Below are 20749 nucleotides of genomic sequence, written 5' to 3' on the forward strand. Positions count from 1 at the left end.
CCCTTAGGCTGTTTTTGCGATACCTCGAAGCTCGAATTTTTGAATTTTGCCCGTAGATGTTTTGGGCAGCTCTTGGAAGATGATGCGCTTTGGGGTTTTGAACCCGGCCAGTCGGCCACGCACAAAGGCGATCACTTCAGCCTCTGTGGCCGATTTTCCCTCAAGCAGCTCTACAAATGCGCAGGGTACTTCGCCCCACTTATCGTCGGGCTTGGCCACAACGGCGCATAGGCTCACGGCCGGATGGGCCATTATAGCGCCTTCGACCTCAATGCTTGAAATATTCTCTCCGCCTGAGATGATGATATCTTTCATCCGGTCAGCAATCTGCATCATGCCATCGGGATGTTGAATGGCGATGTCTTCGGAGTGGAAAAACCCACCAGAAAAAGCCTTTACTGTTGCTTTGGGGTTTTTGTAATAGCCCTTCATGACCGCGTTGCCACGCATGACGATTTCGCCCTGGGTGGCGCCATCCATCACAATTTGCTGGCCTGTGTCATCGATAACTGTGGTCAAGTCCATCATCGGCATGGCGATGCCCTGGCGGGCTTTACGGGATGATTGCTCTTCTGCGGGCAAAGCATCCCAGGCTGGGTTCCAAAGCGATTCCACTACATGCCCATAGGTCTCGGTCAGCCCGTAGACTTGTGTGACATTAAAACCCATTTGCCCAATGGCGGCCAAAGTCGCCGGAGCGGGTGGGGCGCCTGCGGTAAAGACCTCAACTTGATGATCAAAGCTGCGCCGTTCGCCGTCGGCAGCGTTTACGATCATGTTGAGCACAATCGGCGCACCGCCAAAATGGCTGACACCTTCACCTGCGATGCCATCATAAATGGCTTTCGCTGAAATATCTCTGCAACCGACGACGGTACCGCCCAAAAGTGGCATCATCCACGTGTGGTTCCAGCCATTACAGTGAAATAACGGCACGATGGCCATGAACACGGGCTGAAGGGTCATGCGCCAACTGATTGGCGTGCCCATGGTCATTAAATAGGCGCCGCGGTGATGATAAACCACGCCTTTGGGGCGGCCTGTTGTGCCGGATGTGTAATTGAGTGCGAGGCTCTCCCATTCATCTTTCGGCATGATCCAAGGGGCCTGTGCATCGCCGCGTGTGAGCAGCGTCTCATATTCCAGATACCGGCCAGAAGCCTTAAAACCAGCCTCTTGATCGGCCACCTCAATGATCTTCGGCTTGGGTGTGTTCATAGCGGCAACGGCCGCCTCAACCGGCGGGAGAAATTGGCTATCGACCAAAACAACTTTAGCCTCTCCATGTTCGAAAATATAGGTAAGCGTGTCAACATCCAGCCGGGTGTTGATGGTGTTCAAAACAGCGCCACATGCCGGCACGCCAAAGCTGGATTCAATTTGCGCTGTGATATTGGGGAGCAACGTTGCGACCACATCACCAGGCTGGACGCCCAATCCGGTTAGGGCGCTGGCCAATTGGCTCACCCGCGTGTGATATTGGCTGTAGGTGGCACGATGGGAGCCGTAGACCACAGCAATGTGTTCCGCGAAGACCGAGGCGGCGCGTTTTAGATGCGACAAAGGCGTTAGCGGCACATAATTTGCCTGGCATTTGTCCAAACCGGTCTCGTCCGCCATCCATCCCATGTCGCATTCCTCCCTCGTCTCGCACTATCGCTCTTGTGCAGATGATTTCAAGAGCCCATGCATAACAAATGGATCAAAAAACAAATACAGTTGCGTCAATTCTCTTCATGGTGACCGGCATGGCCACGGTTGGAGTGATTGATAACTTCATCACCTATATCGCTGTGGAAGTGAGCCTGTGGCAATTTCATTTTCTGCGCAGCATGATAGCTGTTCCCGCTATTGTAGGTTTTGGCCTAATGGTTGGCTGGACATTGCGCCCCTTGCGCATTTTGCCGGTCTTGGGGCGCAATATGTTTCTGTCGGGTGCCATGTTTGTCTATTTTGGCTGTTTGGGGTTCTTTCCCATTTCGGCCGTGGCGGCAGGTCTTTTCACGGCGCCGGTTTTGGTGATGTTCATAGATGCTGTTTGGTCGCGTCGGCACATCGGGCCCATTCGCCTCGCCACGGCATGTTTAGGGTTTTTGGGCACGCTATTGGTGCTCAAACCAGAAGTGGGCGGATTAAGCTGGGCCAATTTGATCCCAGTTTCGGCTGGGATGATGTATGCTTTTGGCAATGTGGCCACCCGCAAATGGTGTGAAGGTGAAAGCGCTGTTGCCTTGCTTTGGTCCTATATGTTTTTGATGCTGATTTTTGGAGCTTTGGGAGCCGTCTACCTTTATTTCTTCCCCGGAGATCCAGACAGCTATCTCACGCGCGCCTGGGTTTGGCCCTCCGCAAGTGTATGGATGTGGATCGTTATTCAGGCGGTGTTTTCGTTGATTGGTATCGGATTCATCATGAAAGCCTATCTCATAGGTGAGGTGACCTATGTCTCGATCTTTGAATATTCTATGTTGATTTTCGCCAGCGCCACCGCTTGGATGTTGTTCGGTGATCGCCTTGGACCCTTGGGGTTTGTCGGCATCGGCGTCATCATCGTGACCGGAATTGTCATTGCTGTTCGTTCAAATACGGCGGACAATTAGGGCATCTACGGCCTGCAGCTGAGCGGATTCAAGCGGCGAAGTGGCTGTAAAAGCCTTTGCCTTCTTCTGCCAATGTGCGGAGCAATTCGGGCGCGGCAAATCGGGCGCCATAGCGTGATTGCAGCTCACCGCAGCGCGCGACCCCATAGCTGGCACCCAGCATGTCGAGCCAAGACAGCGGCCCGCCGGACCAAGGGGCAAAACCCCAGCCCAAAATCGCGCCGACATCGCCCTCGCGCACATCCATCAACACGCCCTCTTGCAATGCGCGCACCGCCTCAAGGCTTTGGGCAAACATGAGCCTGTGCTGCACATCTAATAGCTCCAGATTGCCGCCCTCTTTGCCGAAATGATCGCGCAGGCCCTGCCAGAGGCCTTGCCGCTTGCCTTTGGCATCATACTCATAAAATCCGGCCGAAGACTTGCGCCCAAGGCGGCCCTGCTCAAACAGCCAAAACAAGACCTCATCGGCTTGTGCATTGTCGTAATCTGCGCCCATGGCGGCTTTGGTGGCCTTGGCGATCTTGACCCCAAGATCGATAGAGGTTTCATCATTCAATTGCAGCGGGCCAAGGGGCATTCCCATGAGCTTGGCGGCATTCTCGATCAGGACAGGCTCAACCCCTTCGTGCACCATGCGCAGCCCTTCGTTGATATAAGGGATGATGCACCGGTTGGCGTAAAAGAACCGCGCGTCATTCACCACAATCGGGGTTTTGCGAATTTGCCGCGCAAAGTCCAAGGATTTTGCAACCGCTCGATTGCCTGTATCTGCACCTTTGATAATTTCCACTAGCGCCATTTTTTCGACAGGGCTGAAAAAGTGGATGCCAATGAATTGGTCGGGCCGCGCGCTGGCTTTTGCGAGCTCCGTTATGGGCAAAGTTGAAGTATTGCTGGCAAAAATACTGTCGGGTCCAATGACAGCTCCTACCTGACGGATCACCTCTGACTTGATTTTTGGGTCCTCAAACACGGCTTCGATGATCAAGTCGCACTCTGTCAGAGCTTGATAGTTGGTTGTTGCGTCAATGCGCGACAACAGAGCCTCTTTCTGCTCAGAGGTTGATTTGCGACGCGTGATCCCCTTGTTGCAATAGTTGGCGACATAGGCTTTGCCCCTATCGGCTGCCTCTTGGGTTTGATCAATGAGCACCACCTCAATACCAGCCTGCGCCGAGACAAGTGCAATGCCCGCTCCCATCATTCCCGCGCCAAGAATGCCCAATTTGCGCACGGATTGATCTGGCACTTCTTTGGGCCGTACCGCGCCTTTGTCCAGAGCGCCTTTGTTGAGAAACAAGCTGCGGATCATATTGGAAGAGGAGGGGTTCATTATAACCGATGTGAAATGCCGGGCCTCGATTTTTAGGGCCGTGTGAAAGGGCACTAAGGCGCCTTCATAGACGGCACTTAACAGTGCCTTTGCGGCTGGGTAAACACCCATGGTTTGACCATTGACCATAGCAGACGCACCGACAAAGGTCATAAAGCCGGTCGGGTGATAGGGCGCGCCGCCGGGCATTTTATAGCCTTTTGCGTCCCATGGCTTGACCAAATCAGTGTCTTTTGCCGCCAAGATCCATGCTTTTGCATCTTCGAGCGGGGTGGTGCTGACCGCATCAATGATCCCGGCTGCTTGGGCCTCAGATGGTGAGCAAAGCTTGCCCTGCAACAGATAGGGGCTTGCCGCCATCGCCCCCATTTTGCGAACCAAGCGAGTCGTGCCCCCTGCGCCGGGGAAAATACCCACCTTTATTTCTGGCAGGCCAATTTTCGCCTTTGGGTTATCGGCGCAAATGATGTGGTGGCAGGCCAGTGGGATCTCAAGCCCAATTCCAAGTGCTGTACCCGGCAGCACGGCGACGATGGGCTTGCCGCCCTTTTTGGTTTTGAAATCCATGCCTGCCAGTTCAATTTTACGCAGGATTTGGTGAATTTCCATAACCATCTCGAAACAGCCCTGCGCGGGATTTTCTGGGTGCATGTCCTTTGTCTCAGCGATCACCGCCAAATCCATACCAGCGGCAAAATCCGACTTAGCGGAGGTGATGATCACCCCATCGACCATGGGATCATTGAGGCACCCATTGATCAGAGCATTGATATCGGCAAAACCCTGCTTACTCATGACATTCATCGGCCGGGCCTGGCAGTCCCAGGTGATGGTGGCCAGACCATCGGCATCAAGGGTTTGGGTGAAATCGGACATATATCCTGCCTCTAGGTTAGGTATTCCCGGGTCGTCCAATCGCGATGACCCAGAGCGTTCATTATTGAGCTGATCCACCAAGTCTTCCCGTCATGGATTAACATGGCAGAGGAGGTATAGGGTCCCACAACACGCCGATCTTCCGCAAACATTTGCGTTTGATAGGTGCCGATCAACGTGTCCTCTTCGCTGGCTTCAATCACCATGACCTTTCGGATGATCTGCGAGATTTTCAGCGTATCAAGTGCTTGGCAACAGAGATCCCAATCTTTTTGGAGGCTTTCAATTGAATCGTTGTACAGCTGGCCGTTGAGCGTAATTGAGGTGAAGGGCAAGGCGATATGATCAACCCATGTCTGAAAATCGCAATCGACCCAACAGGCGGAAATTCGATCTAAAAAAGCTTGAAATTCGTCTTCATCCACGGGAATGCTCCATTTCTGGTCTCAAATGCGTTCAATAATCGTCGCGGCGCCCATGCCAGAGGCGACGCAGAGTGTGGCCAGGCCAGTGCCCTTGCCGCTGCGCTCTAATTCATCGAGCAACATGCCAATAATAATGGCACCTGTGGCGCCAAGCGGGTGGCCCATGGCAATTGCGCCACCGTTTACATTTACGCGGCTCTCGTCAACATTGAAGGCCTGCATAAAGCGCAGCACCACTGCGGCGAAGGCCTCATTGACTTCAAAGAGATCAATATCTGAAATGGACATCCCGCTTTGTGTCAAAATCTTTTCGGTAACGGGAACCGGTCCGGTCAGCATGATCGTAGGATCGGATCCAATTTTAGCTGTGGCGCGAATAACCGCGCGGGGTTTGAGACCCTGGGCCGCGCCAAAAGCTTTTGAGCCAATCAAGATGCCAGCCGCCCCATCGACGATGCCAGACGAGTTGCCGGCGTGATGGATATGGTTGATCCGTTCCAGATGCGGATACTTCATCAGGGCGACCTTATCAAAGCCAGGCATGGTTTCGCCCATATCTTTGAAGGCAGGTTTCAAAGCCCCCAGTGATTGCATATCCGTGCTGGGGCGGGGGTATTCGTCATGGGTCAGAATGGGGAGGCCGTTGAGATCCTTGACCTCAACCAATGTGTCGTCAAAGCGCCCCTCTGCTATGGCCCGCGCGGCGCGTTTCTGGCTTTCAACGGCCAAAAGATCAGCCTGCGCGCGGGTGAAGCCATATTCGGTGGCGATGATATCTGCGGAAATGCCCTGCGGCACAAAGTAATGCGCCATGGCGATCGCGGGATCTACCGCCACGGCGGCCCCGTCGCTGCCCATCGGCACGCGGCTCATCATCTCGACCCCGCCTGCGATATAGGCGCTGCCTGCACCGCCTTGGATTTGATTGGCCGCAAGGTTGACGGCTTCCATGCCGCTGGCACAGAAGCGATTGATTGACAGTCCGGGGATGCGCTCATCCAGATCCGAGGCCAGCACCGCCGTGCGGGCCAAACACCCGCCTTGTTCCATCACCTGCGTGGCATTGCCCCAGATGACATCCTCGATCACTGGCCCGTTCAGATGATTGCGGTGTTGCAACGCGTTGAGCAGATCGGCAGACAGCCGGGCGGCTGTGACCTCATGCAGGCTGCCATCGGCGCGCCCCTTGCCACGGGGTGTGCGTATGCAATCGTAGATATAAGCCTCAGTCATAGATCGTTCCTTTATGCCCGGTCAGAGGGATTGCCTGGCATCAAATCATAGGGGTGTTTCCAACCGGGCGTCTTTTCGATCCGGCCGAGCCAAGCGTCAATATTGGGCCAGTCAGAACGGATGAAGCCATAGGGCTCCGGATAGAATAGATAGCCACAATTGGCGATATCGGCGATGGTGAGGCTTTGGCCGACGATCCAATCGCGCCCTAGGAGATGGCTGTCCAGTGTTTTATAGGCACCAAGCAAGCGGCCCTGCATAAATTTGATCGCCTCTTGCGGGCGTTTTTCTTCGGCTAAGAAATTCATTAAGAAACGGGTGACGCCGGCCTGTGAAGACATCTTATGGTTGTCAAAAAGCACCCAGCGCAGCACTTCGTATTTGTCCTCTGGCTTCCCGCCCAGTTTGCCGGTTTGGTCGACCGCCCATTGCTGAATTGCGCCTGATTGTGACAGGGTAAAATTATCCTGTTCCAGCACCGGTGCCTCGGCCATAATGTTAAGGCTGAGATAGGAGTCGGTCCGCGCTCCGCCGCTGAAAAAATCTACAAAAACGGGTTGCCAGTCGAGGCCGGAGAGCTCAAGCGTGAGCGCTGCTTTGTAGGAATTTCCGCTTTCTCCGAAGCAATATAGTTTGAGCGTCATTTAAGCCTCTAGATGTATTTTGTTGCGGTCGAATGAAGTGTCAGCCAGAAAAGGCCTCCGCGTCAAGTGCCATTACCGTGTCTCCGCCCGAAGTTATTCGCGCCAGGTGAAGCGCCGTGGCCGGCAAGTGCCGGGTCATATAATATTGGCCCGTTGTCAATTTTGCTTCGTAAAACGCGCGATCGCTCGGGTCTGTTTCCAGCGCCGCACAGGCCGCCTTTGCCATCTCGCCCCACATCAAGCCGAGACAGACATGGCCGAGCAGATGTAGGAAGTCTGTGGATCCGGCCAGGGCATTATGGGGGGTTTTGATCCCGTGTTGCATGAAATACATCACGGCGGTCTGCAAATTTTTGGAGGCGGCTTTTATGCCGGCGACGAAGGGTTCCATCGCTTCACTATCGGCATTCTCATCACAAAAGCGCGCGAGACGCTCCATAAACCCTAGGATGTATTTTCCACCTTCTTGCCCGAGCTTGCGGCCCACCAGATCCAGCGCTTGTATCCCATTGGCGCCCTCGTAGATCATTGCGATACGCGCATCTCGGGTGAATTGCGACATGCCCCAATCTTCGATGTAACCATGGCCGCCGAAGACCTGTTGCGCCTGCACGGTCATCGCATAGCCTTGATCGGTCAAAAACCCTTTTATCACAGGGGTCAAAAGCGAAATGAGCCCATCGGCGGCAGCGTCTTGCGAGCGATGGGCCTGGTCAATGAGACTCGCGCCCCAAAGTGTAAGCGCCCGGGCTCCTTCGATAAAACTTTTTTGATCCATAAGGCTGCGGCGGATGTCGGGATGCACAATCAACGGATCGGCGGGTCCATCTGGGTTTTTGATGCCGGTGACGTCGCGGCCTTGCAGGCGTTCCTTGGCGTAGATGACTGCATTTTGATAGGCGGCGCTGGCCTGTGCCAATCCTTGCATGCCGACACCCAAACGCGCCTCGTTCATCATGGTGAACATCGCGCGCATGCCCTTGTGCATCTCACCAAGCAAATAACCTGTGGCGCCGTCGTAATTCATGACGCAGGTTGCATTGCCATGAATCCCCATTTTCCGCTCAATCGCCCCGCAGGTCACTCCGTTGCGCTGGCCAATGCGGCCCTCGGGGGTGACAATAAATTTTGGCACAATGAACAGTGAAACGCCTTTGATGCCCTCCGGTCCACCTGGAATTTTGGCAAGAACGAGATGAATGATATTCTCGGCAAGATCATGCTCTCCGGCTGAAATGAAAATTTTCTGGCCGGTCACCGCATAGCTGCCATCCGCGTTCGCGATAGCCTTTGTGCGCATCAGGCCCAAATCCGTGCCGCAATGCGGCTCGGTCAAATTCATCGTGCCGGTCCAATCGCAGGCAATCATCTTTGGCAGGAAAAGATTTTTTTGTGCTTCTGTCCCATGGGATAAAATTGTTGAGGCGGCGCCGTGGGTGAGGCCATGATACATGGAAAACGCTTGATTGGCGGCCATAAAATGCTCTGTGACTGCGGATCCGATCACGGAGGGCATGGATTGCCCGCCATATTGTTCCGGCATATCAATCCCAGCCCAGCCGCCAGATTTGAGCTCTTCAAAGGCTTTCTTGAACCCGGCGGGCGTGCGCACCTTGCCTGCGTCCCATGTGCAGCCGTCACGATCACCAACCGCATTCAAGGGCGCGATGACGGCACTGGCCAGCTTGCTAGATTCGTCTAATATTGCCTTGGTGAATGCTGGATCAAGATCGCTGTAGCCTGGAATATTGGACTGAGAGAGCCGCAACACCTCGTGCAAGATGAATTGCTGATCCTTAACGGGGGCGCTGTAGCTTGGCATGGGGGATCCTTTGGCTGGAAACTTAATCTGTGGCGCGCGTTTTTTGGTGCAGCAATTGGCGGCCCCAGTCTAATTGGGCTTTCAATTCGTCAATTGCCTCATTGAGCTCATCGCGCTGGCGCTCCATATCCTCCAAGCGCGCGCAAGCAATGCGATAAGTCTCTTGGAGTTGCGTGGCTTGCCCGTCTCCAATGTCGTACATATCCAGGAGCTGGCGGATTTCCTCGAGGCTAAAGCCAAAGCGCTTTCCGCGCAGGATCAGCTTAAGCCGGGCGCTGTCGCGGCGGGTGAAAAGGCGCTGGGTGCCCTCTCGCTTGGGAAACAGCAATTCTTTGGATTCGTAAAATCGTAAGGTGCGTGGCGTGACGCCGAAGGTCGCGCACATTTGTTGTATCGTTTGTGTCTCTTCCATCTCTTCACCACTGAGGTTTCATCATAGGCCTGCTTGCAATGCCTTACGTTGACGTCAATCAAGAGATAGGTAAAGCAAATTGGCATAATATATAAATTTTTGGCGGCAGTTTGCCTATTTATTGTAAGTTTTGACCCTAGGATAGCTCTGCTGAAATGGCGTCAATCATCGTCGAGAGATCTGTAATTGCGCCTTTGATGTCCTCTTGCTGCTGTTTCAACAGAGCTAATTTTTCTTGCGCGATTGGAATCCAGGCCTGCATCTGCGCCGTGCTGCCTTCTTTGTCGTAGATCTGCAACCATTGGCGCAGTTCTTCCAGACTAAAACCAAATCGGCGGCCGCGCATAATCAAAGTCATGCGCGCCACTTCGCGCGGGCTGTAAAAGCGGGCCCGACCAACCCTTTGGGGCTGCAAAAGCTCGATGTATTCATAATAGCGCAGAGTGCGCGGGGTCACATCGAAATGCGCGCACATGTCTTTGAATGTTAGGTTTTCTTGTGTCATGTTTCCCCCACTCGCATGGTATTGCACTGAAATGGACGGTCAAGAGATCAGTTCATGAAGCCCGGTGCCAGGATGTAAAACCCATAACCTACCACAAGAGCCGGGATGGCCGAATAGCCTGTGGCAATTAGAGCTGCACGTGGATTGAGCGCAATGGCTGGGAAGAGCGCATCACCGTCATTAGAGATCGCATTGCCGATCAATGCCGCAAAGGGCAAAACGCCATTAAGGTAGAGCGTGGCGACCAAAACTTGCGGTCCGCATCCTGGAACAAACCCAACCAAGACCGCAATCAGCGGCAACAGCACCCCGATGGTTCCAAAGGCGGCACGCAGGTCAAACCCGCCAAAGGTTTCGGCGTAACTATAGCTGAGATAGGCGATGATCACCCAGATAGAGATAAAGGAGGTCTCCTCTGCGACGCGGGTCAATGGGTGATCGGCAATATTTGTCATGGCTTTGAGCGGAGAGGTTGCCCAGATGAAAAGCCCGAGAAAAATACCGGCAAGAGCGACGGAGAAAATCAAACCAGTGCCATAAAGTGCAAAAATGTCTGCTCCCGCCACTTGGGTGACGCCAAAGATTAATCCGGGCAGGGCCAGGCCGACATATGCGTAGTCTTGCCAGCGTGTGCGCCCAATGACCGGCGCAATTTCGCAATGTCCAGAGGTGTCCGGTGTGAGATCAAACCGATTGAAGCGATCGACAAGCCATCCTGACAGAATGCCGACGACAAAGGACAGGGGCAAAACAACCAGCGCCGCATCTGGACGGGTTGCGATCAACAGAAAGGCGGCATCCCCCATGGTTGCGGTCAGCGTTGCGACCACGGCGCCAAAGCTGACATTGCCCGAAGAATAAGCCGCCACCACAACCACAGCGCCGCCGCAGCCGGGCGTGGTGCCCAGAAGTGCGGCCATAGGCACTTGAAACCCTTTGGATTTTTTCAGAGCGGACCCAATATCAAATCGAAACACCCGTTCCGCACCATAAAATAATAGCAATGTTGCGGCGACAAATGCTGAGACCTGCACATAGGCATCCACCATCAAACCACGGGTGAGATGCCCGACGGGTCCTGGAGCGAGCGCGAGAGCCAAAAATACACATAAGACCAGCAGTCTTCGGCTTCGAAATGGGCCGAGCATATCTGACGCGATGAATGTCTGCGCATTGGAGCCTGTGGTCATGACAGCTTTCGTATTTCAATTGAGAATAATTCGCAAGTGCAAATAAAGCGCTTGGCAATCACCGGCGCAGGCACAATAACCGCTGCATGACAAAAGACCAAATGACAGCTGCGCGTCAGTTCATTGATGCAATTCCGCATTCTCGCCGATTGGGCATGCAGCTCGAAGAGCTGAGTGATGGTCGTGCGATTATTTCGATGCCCTATGATTCCGCCCTGATTGGCGACCCGGTCACAAAGGTCATTCACGGCGGCGCTGTGTCTGCTTTGATGGATACGGCGGGTGGGGCCGCGGTGGTGGCACATCCTCTTGCGGGGCTGGGCACGGCAACTTTGGATTTGCGCATTGATTATATGCGGCCTGCAACGCCAGGCCAGACCATCACGGCCACTGCGGAGTGCTATCATGTCACCCGGACAGTGGCCTTTGTGCGTGCCACGGCCTGCGATGAAGACACAGGCCGCCCCGTTGCTACGGCGACGGGTGCTTTTACTGTTGTGAAAGCCAGCGCATGAGCCGGCCAGAACCTGTCACCCAAGTCAAACGTCGTCGCGATCTCGCCTTGTCCGTAATCGTTAGCCAAGTGCCCTATATCGAGTTTCTGGGCGTGCGCTTTGACCGGCATGGCGATGAGTTGACTGCAACTATGGGGTTCCATGACAATCTGATTGGCAACCCGATGCTGCCCGCGCTCCATGGGGGCGCAACCGCGGCCTTTTTGGAGATCACCGCGATCATCGGCTTGGCCTGGAGTACGCTTTGGGATGATATCGAAGCGGAGAGATTGGATGTCGAGGCGGTCCAAAATGGCGCCTTAGTCCTGCCAAAAACCATTGATTTTACCGTTGACTACCTGCGCACCGGCCTGCCGCGCGATGCCTATGCAAGGGCACGGGTCAACCGTTCGGGCCGGCGCTATGCTTCGGTGCATGTCGAGGCTTGGCAAGACAATCGAGATCGCCTCTTCGCGCAAGCATCTGGACATTTCTTGATGCCGCAGAGCCATGGCTAACCCAACTTATGGCATAACGCATAGGCGTTTTTTGTCGATTGCCCTGCCGATCGTGATTTCCAATGCGACCGTGCCGATCTTGGGTGCGGTAGATACCGGCGTGATTGGCCAATTGGGCGGAGCGGCGCCCATCGGTGCGGTTGGCATTGGCGCCATTATTTTGGGCGCGCTCTATTGGATCTTTGGATTTCTGCGCATGGGCACCGTGGGTCTGACCAGCCAAGCATTGGGCGGCGGGGACGCGCAAGAGGTCCGCGCGCTGTTCTTTCGCAGCGCAGGCATTGGACTGCTCGCCGGGCTAGGTTTTATTACGTTTCAGATCCCCATTTTTGCTGCTGCCTTTTGGATTGCCCCAGCCTCTGCGGAAGTCGAGGGTTTGGCGCGGGCCTATATGTCTATTCGTGTTTGGTCGGCACCGGCGGCGATTGCAATTTATGGCCTCAGCGGGTGGCTGATTGCGCAAGAGCGCACCCGCGCGGTGCTGATGATTCAGCTTTTCATGAATGTGACAAATATCATTTTGGATTTCTGGTTCGTACTCGGATTGGGCTTTGGGGTCGAAGGGGTGGCCGTGGCGACTTTGATTGCCGAATGGGGCGGGCTGGTATTGGGCCTCTATCTCTGCCGACAGGTCTTTCGCGGTTTGGCGCTGTCTTTGTGGCAGCAGATCGTTAACCGGCGGCGTGTGATCTATATGATGCAGGTGAATGGCGATATTCTAATCCGCTCAGTGCTCCTGCAAGCGGGCTTCGTTAGCTTTTTATTCTTTGGGGCCGAACTCGGGGATGTGACCTTGGCGGCCAACCAAGTCTTGCTGCAATTTGTTTATCTGGCCTCCTATGCCATGGATGGCTTTGTTTTCGCGGCAGAGTCTTTGGTGGGCCAAGCTATGGGTGCCAAGGCTGTAGCGCAATTGCGGCGGGGCGCATCGGTGACAGCGGTTTGGGCTTTTGGCTCGGCCTTTGTCATGGCCGCCGGATTTTGGATCGCCGGGCCCTTTGTGATTGATGTGATGGCCAAAGATCCCGCTGTGCAGCAGGCGGCGCGTTTGTATCTACTGCATATGGCGCTTGCGCCCCTTTTGGGCGCTTTGGCCTGGATGCTTGATGGGGTTTTTATCGGCGCCACCCGCACAAAAGACATGCGCAACATGATGATCCTGTCGTTTTTAGGTTACTGCGGTCTTGTGCTCTTGCTCTTACCGAGTTTCGGCAACCATGGGCTTTGGATGGCGATGAATGGGTTTTTCATTCTGCGCGGTGTCAGTTTGGCGCTTCGCTATCCCGCGCTGGAACGGGTTGCCGCCGCGCCTTAATCATGAGCCGGCCTTTGGCTTTAGAGCCAGTCTTGCGTGGTGGTGCCAGTGGCTTGATCGAGCCGCTCATGGCCGTCCTGGGCCAAAAGTTGATCCAGGCCATTTGCAATGTGCGGCACCAAGGATAGCCCCTGGTAGACCATGGCCGAATAGATTTGCACGGCGCAGGCCCCAGCCGTGATTTTCGCATAGGCGTCCTTTGCCGATCCGATACCACCCACGCCCACCAGATCGATCTCGCCCTGTGTGGCCTGGCGCATTTTGGCCAGAATGCGGGTGGATTTTTCAAACAAAGGCCGCCCCGACAGGCCGCCTGTTTCTTGGCGCTGCGCAGAGGCAAGCCCGTCCCGGTCCAGAGTGGTATTGGTGCAGATAATCGCCGCAAGCCCGGTTGCGCGCGCCAGATCGGCGATATCCTGGATTTCTGCATCCGTCAGATCAGGTGCGATTTTAAGGAAGATAGGCAGGGGGGTGGTCAGATTTGAATTGGCTGCGTTCACTCGGCCCAACAGATCTTCTAGGGCCGCTTTTCCCTGAAGATCGCGGAGCTTTTCGGTATTGGGCGAAGAGATGTTTACCGTTGCGAAATCAATATGGGCTGCGGCCCGTGTGAGTACCTGGCCAAAATCATCGGCTCGGTCTGCGCTGTCTTTGTTGGCACCAAGATTCAAACCGCGTGGTATGGCTGTTGGGTTTTGCGCGAGACGGGTGGCGATTTCGGCGATGCCTTGATTGTTGAAGCCAAAGCGGTTGATGACCGCCTGGTCTTTGGTCAGACGAAACAGCCGTGGCTTGGGATTGCCGGGCTGTGGCTGCGGGGTCGCGGCACCCACTTCTAAAAACCCAAATCCCGCCTTGGCCATTGGCGCCAGCGCCTCGGCGTTTTTGTCATAGCCCGCGGCTAAACCAACCGGGTTGTGCAGGGCAATGCCGCCCATAGAGGTTTCAAGGCGCGCCCTTTGAACCGGGCCGCCGTGCAGCGGGGCCAGGCCCAGCTGTAGCGCTTGAATTGACAATCCATGTGCACGCTCTGGATCCAACTGGTGCAGAAGCTTCAGGCCCAATTTTTCCCGCAGGCTCATGTTAGGCCTTCGGGGAGTTTGTGGCGTCCATCGACCAGCGGCAGGGGCTGGCACCAAAGAACATCTGATAATTTGAGTGTGGCATAGAGGTGGGGAAATTCAGCGCCCCCGCGCGAGACTTCCCATTTTATCGCAGGGCCCAGAGCGTCAGTTTCGACCGCTGCCAGAAACAGATTTTCCGCATTGGCAAAATGTTTGTCGGCTGTGTCTTGGGCCTGCTGGGCTGTGGAGAAATGGATATAGCCGTCTGCGATATCGATGGGAGCCCCAAGGGTCTCGCCCTGTGTCTGCAGGGCGTGCCATTCATCGGCACGGAATATTTTGTAAATCATCATCCCCCACCTGTGCCGTGTCAGGGGAAAATCGTCAACCGTCCTTTCGGGGCAGGGGTTGATTGACGCGCTTGAAAACTCAGCCAGCCAGGTCGAGGCGGTTGCTGGCCGTTTTGCACAGGTTGCTGGTTTTAAATACACTTGGGATCGGCAGGTTGCACCCAATGAGGGACGGATCGTCGAGGTGCTGGTCGCGCAAAATGGCGGCTATGAGCCTATTGATCCTGCGGCCCTCTATTCTGTTGTTACGAATAATTATGTGCGCAATGGCGGAGATGGGTACAAAATGTTTCGGGATGGTTTGAATGCCTATGATTATGGACCAGGTCTCGAAGTGGTTTTGGCCGAATATATGGCCGCGCAGGGAAGCTATGAGCCCTATATTGATGGCCGTATTTCGGTCAAATAATAAAATGCAGGGCCGATTAGCCCCGCATCCCGCAATCTTTGGGCCTTACATTTGAAAATATTTCTTGCCGGTTATGGCCAACATGCAATCAGGCCAACGGTGTTTTGCGCAAGATTGGCTAAATCCACGGGCTCCAGCTTGACGGTCGTGGTTTCGGTGCTGGCGGCGGCCTCGGCCGTGATCAATGTCTCAGAAATCAATGGCCAATTGGCTATGAATTGTACATTTGCAGGCAGTTGGCGAGATCCCTGCGGTGGTGGAGGCAACAGCACACCGATTACAGAGCCATATTGATCATAAACCGGCCCGCCAATATCGCCCGGCAGGCTGTCGATCTCCAATCGGGCAACACCCGCGCGGCCTGTGAGGTCTGTCAGTGCTTGCAACTGGCCCATGGTTATGGATGGTGCGCCAAGTTTGCCACCATAGGAGTAACCCCCCAGAGCAACATATTGCGGCGCATTGGGACGCTCGGTTTCGAACCGGCCAACCGACGGGGGTGCCGCGCCTTCTGTGGGAACCAAGACTGCAAGCTGCGCGTTTTGCGCTGCGATGCTGAGTGGGAGACCATCTTGCAGGAGCAAGCTTGTGCACTCGGAAAAGTCTTGAGCCGCCGTGAGGATGTGGCCCGCGCTGCTGATGAAAACACCCGATTGAGTGAAGCTTGGTTGGCGAATGGTCAGGCCGCCCAGGGATTCTTTCGGCTTGAGATCCGTGCCAAGAATGGGTGCCTCGCCCAGCGCGCCAGCAACAGATGTGAAGCTGGTGAAGATTTCCTCTTCTACGCGTGCGCGGCGCGTTGCGTCCCCGCGCGGCCAGACAAATATTACGCCTTTGATGTCACCGCCCTGCAATGTGGCAAAGCCGGTGGTGTGGAGCCGGTCGTCATAGGCCTCTATCGTGAAGCTGGATTTTGCCAGATTGCGTGGGCCAGTTTCTGGTAGGATGCTCAAAGTTTGCATCACCTCATAGAGGGCTGCCAGCCGGGGTCTATCGCCGCGTTGACTAATGAGGATCACCTGCGCCAAGCCTGTGCCTTTGGCGGCATAGGTGGCAAAGGGCGGGTTATAGGAGACTGGCGCCAAAAGAGCGTTGGGCAGGCGCAGCGCGATACCAGCCTGCGCATCAACCACCTCTTCAAATCCCAATCCTGCCAACAAAAATTGATAATCCGCAATAGCTTCGGCTCTTTGTTCGGCGGTAAGAACACTGGTTTCTTTATAGCCATTGGCGCTTTGCCAGCGCGTCATAGCCGAACGCGTTCCCGGCCCATAAAGCCCATCAATGGTACTTTCATAAAACCCGGCCCAAGCGAGTGCGCGTTGCAGGTATTTTTTCTCGCCCTCTGTCATCGCCCCTTCTGTTGCTTTGGCTTGGGCGAGCTGCTCGGCCAGGCTGATTGGCTGTTCCGGTAAGGTCACTTCCGCCGGCCCATCGGGCACCGCGCCAGGCTCTTGATCTGCGGCGTGTGCCTCGGTTTGGGGTGCCGTATTTGGCCGCCTAGCGGTTTGTGTGGCGACTTGAGCTGTGCGCGGGCGCGGGTAGAAGCGTTCACCGTAGGATGTGCCGCTTGTGGTGAAGCTGGTGCGGGGAATAATTCCCTCAGCGCGGAACTTTTGCAAGGTGGCGTCGGCCTGCTCTGGATCATATGGGCCAATGGCGACGCCGAACCAGCCACCGTCAATTTCAAACCCGTTCACATTATCTAGATCGCGGGCATAGATCTCAATTCTGTCCAAACTTGCCTCGAGATGCAGCCGGGTCTCGAGCTGGATCCAAACCTGCCGAGTCACAGTCGATTGTGCCAAAGCAACCTGTGCCGAGGTCAAAATCATAGCCACGAGGCTGTAGATAAGCGCTGATTTCATCGTAGAACCTTTAAAAAATTTATCCTGTTATTTGTGCGATTGCTGCGTAAATCAAGTCACTGCAGGAAAGTTTTGGGATTTGCGCTGATTTCGCATCGGTGGCTTGATTGACGCTGGCCCGTGCAGCGCCTATTCAGGCGCCAGATCAGCGGCCGAGGAACATATGAGCACTCCTAAATCATTCCAAGAGATTATTTTGCGTCTTCAAACCTACTGGGCCGAGCAGGGCTGCGCCATTTTGCAGCCCTATGATATGGAGGTGGGTGCTGGCACGTTTCACCCCGCCACCACGCTGCGGGCTTTGGGCTCTAAACCCTGGGCCGCTGCCTATGTGCAACCATCGCGCCGTCCAACCGATGGGCGCTATGGAGAAAATCCAAACCGCTTGCAGCATTATTACCAATATCAGGTGCTCATCAAACCCAGCCCGCCGAATTTGCAAGAGCTCTATCTGGGCAGCCTCAAAGCCATTGGCATTGATATGGCCCTGCATGACATCCGCTTTGTCGAAGACGATTGGGAAAGCCCGACCCTGGGGGCTTGGGGATTGGGCTGGGAAGTGTGGTGCGACGGTATGGAAGTGTCGCAGTTCACATATTTCCAGCAGGTCGGTGGCCACGACTGCCACCCGATTTCTGGCGAGCTGACCTATGGTCTAGAGCGTTTGGCCATGTATGTCTTGGGCGTGGATCATGTGATGAACATGCCCTTTAACGACCCTTCGGCGCCTATCGCGCTAACCTATGGGGATATTTTCCGTCAAACTGAGGAAGAATACGCCCGTTGGAACTTCGATGTGGCCAATACCGAGGTATTACTGCGCCAGTTTGAAGAGGCTGAGGCAGAATGCGAGACCATTTTGGCGCAAGAGGCGGTTGACCCCAAAACTGGCAAGCGGATCATCATGGCCCATCCGGCCTATGATCAATGTATTAAAGCCAGCCATATGTTTAACCTTCTGGATGCGCGTGGCGTAATTTCAGTAACAGAGCGGCAGGCCTATATTGGCCGAGTACGGAGTTTGGCGACCAAATGCGCCGATGCCTTCGTTCAGACTTCAGCAGCGGGAGCGGCCTGATGGCTGTCAGTGGAAAAGTGATCAGCGGCGGAATTTTAGGGATAACAGCGGCCTTCGGGATTGGCGTCTATTATGCGCAGGTCTATGGCTATTACGAGACCTTCACCCAGGGAGAGGTTACCTTGACCTCGGTCGTTAGTGGTGAGCCGACACGTATTCCGGTGACGGAGTTTGAGGGCATTGATGCAGACAGCAGCCCAATCCGCTATCGTGCCTGCTTCAAAACCCCCTTGAGCACGGCCATGCTCACAGAGACATTCACCACGCTGGAGCGCTCGGAGCCGCGCAACGCGCCGGAGTGGTTTGGGTGTTTTGATGCGGCCCAAATAGCGGCTGACATCGACGCAGGCCTTGCGACCGCTTATCTTGGCGCGGCGAATTTCGAATTTGGGATCGACCGGATTGTGGCAATTTACGATGACGGGCGCGGCTTTGTTTGGCATCAGATCAACGATTGTGGCGACAAACTTTATGACGGCTCGCAGGCCTCTGACGATTGCCCGGAAAGGGATCAATAATGGCGGATCTTCTCATTGAACTCTTTTCGGAAGAAATACCCGCAGGTTTGCAAGCTCCAGCGGCCGAGAATCTCAAGAAACTTTTGACCAATGGGATGGTCGAGGCGGGCTTGACCTATGCGACGGCTTCAACGTTTCACACAGCGCGGCGATTGACTTTGGTGGTGGAAGATTTGCTTGACGCCAGCCCCACCGTGCAAGAGGAGCGTAAGGGCCCGAAAGTTGGCGCGCCGGAGCAGGCGATCAATGGATTTTTGCGCGGCGCGGGACTGTCCATGGATGACCTTGAAGTGCGCAACGACAAAAAAGGTCAGGTCTATTTCGCGAAGATTACCAAGCCTGGGCGCCCCGCCTCTGAGATTGTGGCCGAGGTGTTAGAGACGACTATTCGGAATTTCCCTTGGCCAAAATCGATGCGCTGGGGCTCGGGGAGCCTGCGTTGGGTGCGGCCTTTGCAATCGGTTCTTTGTATCTTGTCGAATGAGGCCGAAGTCTCGATTGTCCCGCTCGAAGTGGATGGCTTCAAGGCTGGCAACCAGACCCGAGGTCATCGTTTCATGGCGCCCGATGCTTTTGCGGTGAGCGGTTTTGACGATTACGACACCAAGCTGAAGCGCGCCAAAGTGATCCTGCGGACCGAGGAGCGCCAAGCGGCGATTTGGCAGGACGCCCAGACCCAAGCTTTTGCGCTGGGCTATAGCGTGGTGGAAGATGCCGGCTTGCTGGCGGAGGTGGCAGGGCTTGTGGAGTGGCCCGTTGTTCTGATGGGCCAAATTGACGAGGAATTTTTGGATCTGCCGCCAGAGGTATTGAAAACCTCTATGAAGGAACATCAAAAATTTTTCTCGGTCGCAAACCCGAAAACAGGCCGCATTGAGCGCTTTGTGACTGTGGCTAATATTGAGGCGGCCGATCAGGGCACTACGATATTGAAGGGCAACCAAAAGGTACTGGCCGCTCGTCTTGCCGATGCGAAATTCTTTTGGGAGAATGATCTGCGCGAGGCAAAAGTGGGCATGGGAGCCTGGCAGGCGGCTTTGGAAAACGTCACTTTTCACAACAAGCTCGGCAGCCAGGCTGCGCGAATCAAACGTATCGCGGCTTTGGCCCGTGACTTGGCGCCAATGGTGGGCGCGGATCCCGATATGGCAGAGCAGGCCGCTTTGGTGGCCAAGGCAGATTTGAGCTCAGAAATGGTCTATGAATTTCCCGAATTGCAGGGATTGATGGGACGCTATTACGCCGCAAAAGCGGGCATGTCTGCCGAGATTGCGGCGGCCTGTGAAGCGCATTATTCGCCGCTTGGTCCCTCGGATGACGTGCCGACAGCGCCGGTTTCTGTTGCTGTAGCTCTGGCCGATAAGCTTGATACTCTAACAGGGTTTTGGGCGATTAATGAAAAACCGACTGGCTCGAAAGATCCGTTTGCACTGCGCCGCGCAGCTCTGGGGGTAATCCGTTTAATATTGGACAATCACCTCACCTTGCCGTTAGCTGATAGGCTGATCCCTGCGGATGCGGGTGCTGGAGCCGCGGATTTGCTCGGATTTTTCCAAGATCGCCTCAAAACCTATCTGCGTGACCGCGGTATTCGTCATGATGTGATCGACGCCTGCATCGCCATGCCGCAAAGTGACGATCTGGCACTTTTGATCAAGCGGGCCGAGGCCTTGCAAGGTACGCTGACCACCGATGATGGTGAAAACCTGATTCAGGGCTTTAAACGTGCCAACAACATCTTGAGCCAAGCCGAAGCGCAGGACGGGGTTGAATATAGCTTCGGCGCCGATCCAAAATTTGCCGAAAATGAAGCGGAAAAGGTGCTTTTTGCGGCGCTAGACGCGGCGGATAAGAAGATTCAACCTGCTATGGCAACACAGAATTTTGCCACTGCTATGGCAGCTATGGCCACATTGCGTGGTCCGATCGACGCGTTTTTTGAAGCGGTTAAGATCAATGCCGATAGCGCATTGGTCCGCCGTAATCGGCTGAATCTTTTAAGCCGGATTCGCACAACCTGCCTGTCTGTTGCTGATTTGACCAAAGTCGAAGGCTGACAAGTGCCTCTTGCACTACGCGGTTAACGGCCTAT

The 20749-nt window shown here is 54.9% G+C and carries 20 protein-coding genes; 8 read left to right on the plus strand and 12 right to left on the minus strand.

Annotated features, from left to right (window positions below; genetic code table 11):
* Positions 1-3: 3 nt before the first annotated feature.
* The gene (locus tag ABLW18_RS09750; protein ID WP_347824619.1) at positions 4-1629 is read right to left on the minus strand and encodes an AMP-binding protein; all 1626 of its coding nucleotides are present in this window, start codon (positions 1627-1629) and stop codon (positions 4-6) included.
* A 68-nt stretch (positions 1630-1697) separates the two neighbouring features.
* Here ABLW18_RS09750 and ABLW18_RS09755 point away from each other — a divergent pair, with 68 nt between their 5' ends.
* The gene (locus ABLW18_RS09755; RefSeq protein WP_347824620.1) at positions 1698-2600 is read left to right on the plus strand and encodes a DMT family transporter; all 903 of its coding nucleotides are present in this window, start codon (positions 1698-1700) and stop codon (positions 2598-2600) included.
* 28 nt (positions 2601-2628) lie between these two features.
* Here the strand turns inward: ABLW18_RS09755 and ABLW18_RS09760 are convergent, their stop codons facing one another.
* The 8 genes from ABLW18_RS09760 to ABLW18_RS09795 all read right to left on the minus strand — a co-directional run bounded on the left by ABLW18_RS09760 (position 2629) and on the right by ABLW18_RS09795 (position 11043).
* Complete coding sequence (locus ABLW18_RS09760) at positions 2629-4812, minus strand: 3-hydroxyacyl-CoA dehydrogenase NAD-binding domain-containing protein (RefSeq protein ID WP_347824621.1); 2184 nt, start codon at positions 4810-4812, stop codon at positions 2629-2631.
* A gap of 11 nt (positions 4813-4823) precedes the next feature.
* Positions 4824-5237, minus strand: coding sequence for a hypothetical protein (locus ABLW18_RS09765; RefSeq protein WP_347824622.1), 414 nt, complete (start codon positions 5235-5237; stop codon positions 4824-4826).
* A 21-nt stretch (positions 5238-5258) separates the two neighbouring features.
* Positions 5259-6470 (minus strand): acetyl-CoA C-acetyltransferase, encoded by a 1212-nt coding sequence (locus ABLW18_RS09770; RefSeq protein WP_347824623.1) that lies wholly within the window; start codon positions 6468-6470, stop codon positions 5259-5261.
* Positions 6471-6481: 11 nt separating this feature from the next.
* Entirely contained in the window at positions 6482-7114 is a 633-nt protein-coding gene (locus ABLW18_RS09775; RefSeq protein WP_347824624.1) for a glutathione S-transferase, read from the minus strand.
* A gap of 40 nt (positions 7115-7154) precedes the next feature.
* A complete protein-coding gene (locus tag ABLW18_RS09780) occupies positions 7155-8936 on the minus strand; it encodes an acyl-CoA dehydrogenase C-terminal domain-containing protein (RefSeq protein ID WP_347824625.1) in 1782 nt (593 codons plus the stop codon).
* Between the two features lie 22 nt (positions 8937-8958).
* Positions 8959-9348: a MerR family DNA-binding transcriptional regulator gene (locus ABLW18_RS09785; protein ID WP_347824626.1), complete on the minus strand. Its 390-nt coding sequence runs from the start codon at positions 9346-9348 to the stop codon at positions 8959-8961.
* A 136-nt stretch (positions 9349-9484) separates the two neighbouring features.
* Complete coding sequence (locus ABLW18_RS09790) at positions 9485-9853, minus strand: MerR family DNA-binding transcriptional regulator (protein WP_347824627.1); 369 nt, start codon at positions 9851-9853, stop codon at positions 9485-9487.
* A 47-nt stretch (positions 9854-9900) separates the two neighbouring features.
* The gene (locus ABLW18_RS09795) at positions 9901-11043 is read right to left on the minus strand and encodes a putative manganese transporter (protein ID WP_347824628.1); all 1143 of its coding nucleotides are present in this window, start codon (positions 11041-11043) and stop codon (positions 9901-9903) included.
* A gap of 86 nt (positions 11044-11129) precedes the next feature.
* Between ABLW18_RS09795 and ABLW18_RS09800 the strand changes: the two genes are divergently transcribed.
* From ABLW18_RS09800 to ABLW18_RS09810, 3 genes are read left to right on the plus strand one after another with little or no spacing between them, the layout of a single operon-like run.
* Positions 11130-11558, plus strand: coding sequence for a PaaI family thioesterase (locus tag ABLW18_RS09800; RefSeq protein WP_347824629.1), 429 nt, complete (start codon positions 11130-11132; stop codon positions 11556-11558).
* Positions 11555-12055, plus strand: coding sequence for a PaaI family thioesterase (locus tag ABLW18_RS09805; protein ID WP_347824630.1), 501 nt, complete (start codon positions 11555-11557; stop codon positions 12053-12055). Before ABLW18_RS09800 ends, ABLW18_RS09805 begins: the two co-directional genes overlap by 4 nt.
* Positions 12048-13370, plus strand: coding sequence for an MATE family efflux transporter (locus ABLW18_RS09810; RefSeq protein ID WP_347824631.1), 1323 nt, complete (start codon positions 12048-12050; stop codon positions 13368-13370). Before ABLW18_RS09805 ends, ABLW18_RS09810 begins: the two co-directional genes overlap by 8 nt.
* A 20-nt stretch (positions 13371-13390) precedes the next feature.
* Here the strand turns inward: ABLW18_RS09810 and ABLW18_RS09815 are convergent, their stop codons facing one another.
* A complete protein-coding gene (locus tag ABLW18_RS09815) occupies positions 13391-14452 on the minus strand; it encodes a quinone-dependent dihydroorotate dehydrogenase (protein WP_347824632.1) in 1062 nt (353 codons plus the stop codon).
* On the minus strand, positions 14449-14787 hold the full coding sequence (locus ABLW18_RS09820) for a DUF952 domain-containing protein (protein ID WP_347824633.1): 339 nt from the start codon (positions 14785-14787) through the stop codon (positions 14449-14451). The genes ABLW18_RS09815 and ABLW18_RS09820 overlap by 4 nt, the downstream gene beginning before the upstream one ends.
* A 7-nt stretch (positions 14788-14794) precedes the next feature.
* Between ABLW18_RS09820 and ABLW18_RS09825 the strand changes: the two genes are divergently transcribed.
* On the plus strand, positions 14795-15193 hold the full coding sequence (locus ABLW18_RS09825; protein ID WP_347824683.1) for a 5'-nucleotidase C-terminal domain-containing protein: 399 nt from the start codon (positions 14795-14797) through the stop codon (positions 15191-15193).
* Positions 15194-15264: 71 nt separating this feature from the next.
* Here the strand turns inward: ABLW18_RS09825 and ABLW18_RS09830 are convergent, their stop codons facing one another.
* Complete coding sequence (locus ABLW18_RS09830) at positions 15265-17061, minus strand: serine protease (RefSeq protein ID WP_347824634.1); 1797 nt, start codon at positions 17059-17061, stop codon at positions 15265-15267.
* 163 nt (positions 17062-17224) lie between these two features.
* On the opposite strand from ABLW18_RS09830, the gene ABLW18_RS09835 reads away from it, so the two are divergent.
* The 3 genes from ABLW18_RS09835 to glyS are packed head-to-tail and all read left to right on the plus strand — an operon-like array spanning position 17225 to position 20714.
* Positions 17225-18139, plus strand: a complete 915-nt coding sequence (locus ABLW18_RS09835) for a glycine--tRNA ligase subunit alpha (RefSeq protein WP_347824635.1) — start codon at positions 17225-17227, stop codon at positions 18137-18139.
* Positions 18139-18657, plus strand: coding sequence for a DUF6446 family protein (locus ABLW18_RS09840; protein ID WP_347824636.1), 519 nt, complete (start codon positions 18139-18141; stop codon positions 18655-18657). The genes ABLW18_RS09835 and ABLW18_RS09840 overlap by 1 nt, the downstream gene beginning before the upstream one ends.
* Positions 18657-20714 (plus strand): glycine--tRNA ligase subunit beta, encoded by a 2058-nt coding sequence (gene glyS, locus ABLW18_RS09845; RefSeq protein ID WP_347824637.1) that lies wholly within the window; start codon positions 18657-18659, stop codon positions 20712-20714. Before ABLW18_RS09840 ends, glyS begins: the two co-directional genes overlap by 1 nt.
* Positions 20715-20749: the final 35 nt, after the last annotated feature.

Origin of the sequence: uncultured Planktomarina sp. (assembly GCA_943788425.1) — a bacterium.
Taxonomy (GTDB): Bacteria; Pseudomonadota; Alphaproteobacteria; order Rhodobacterales; family Rhodobacteraceae; genus Planktomarina.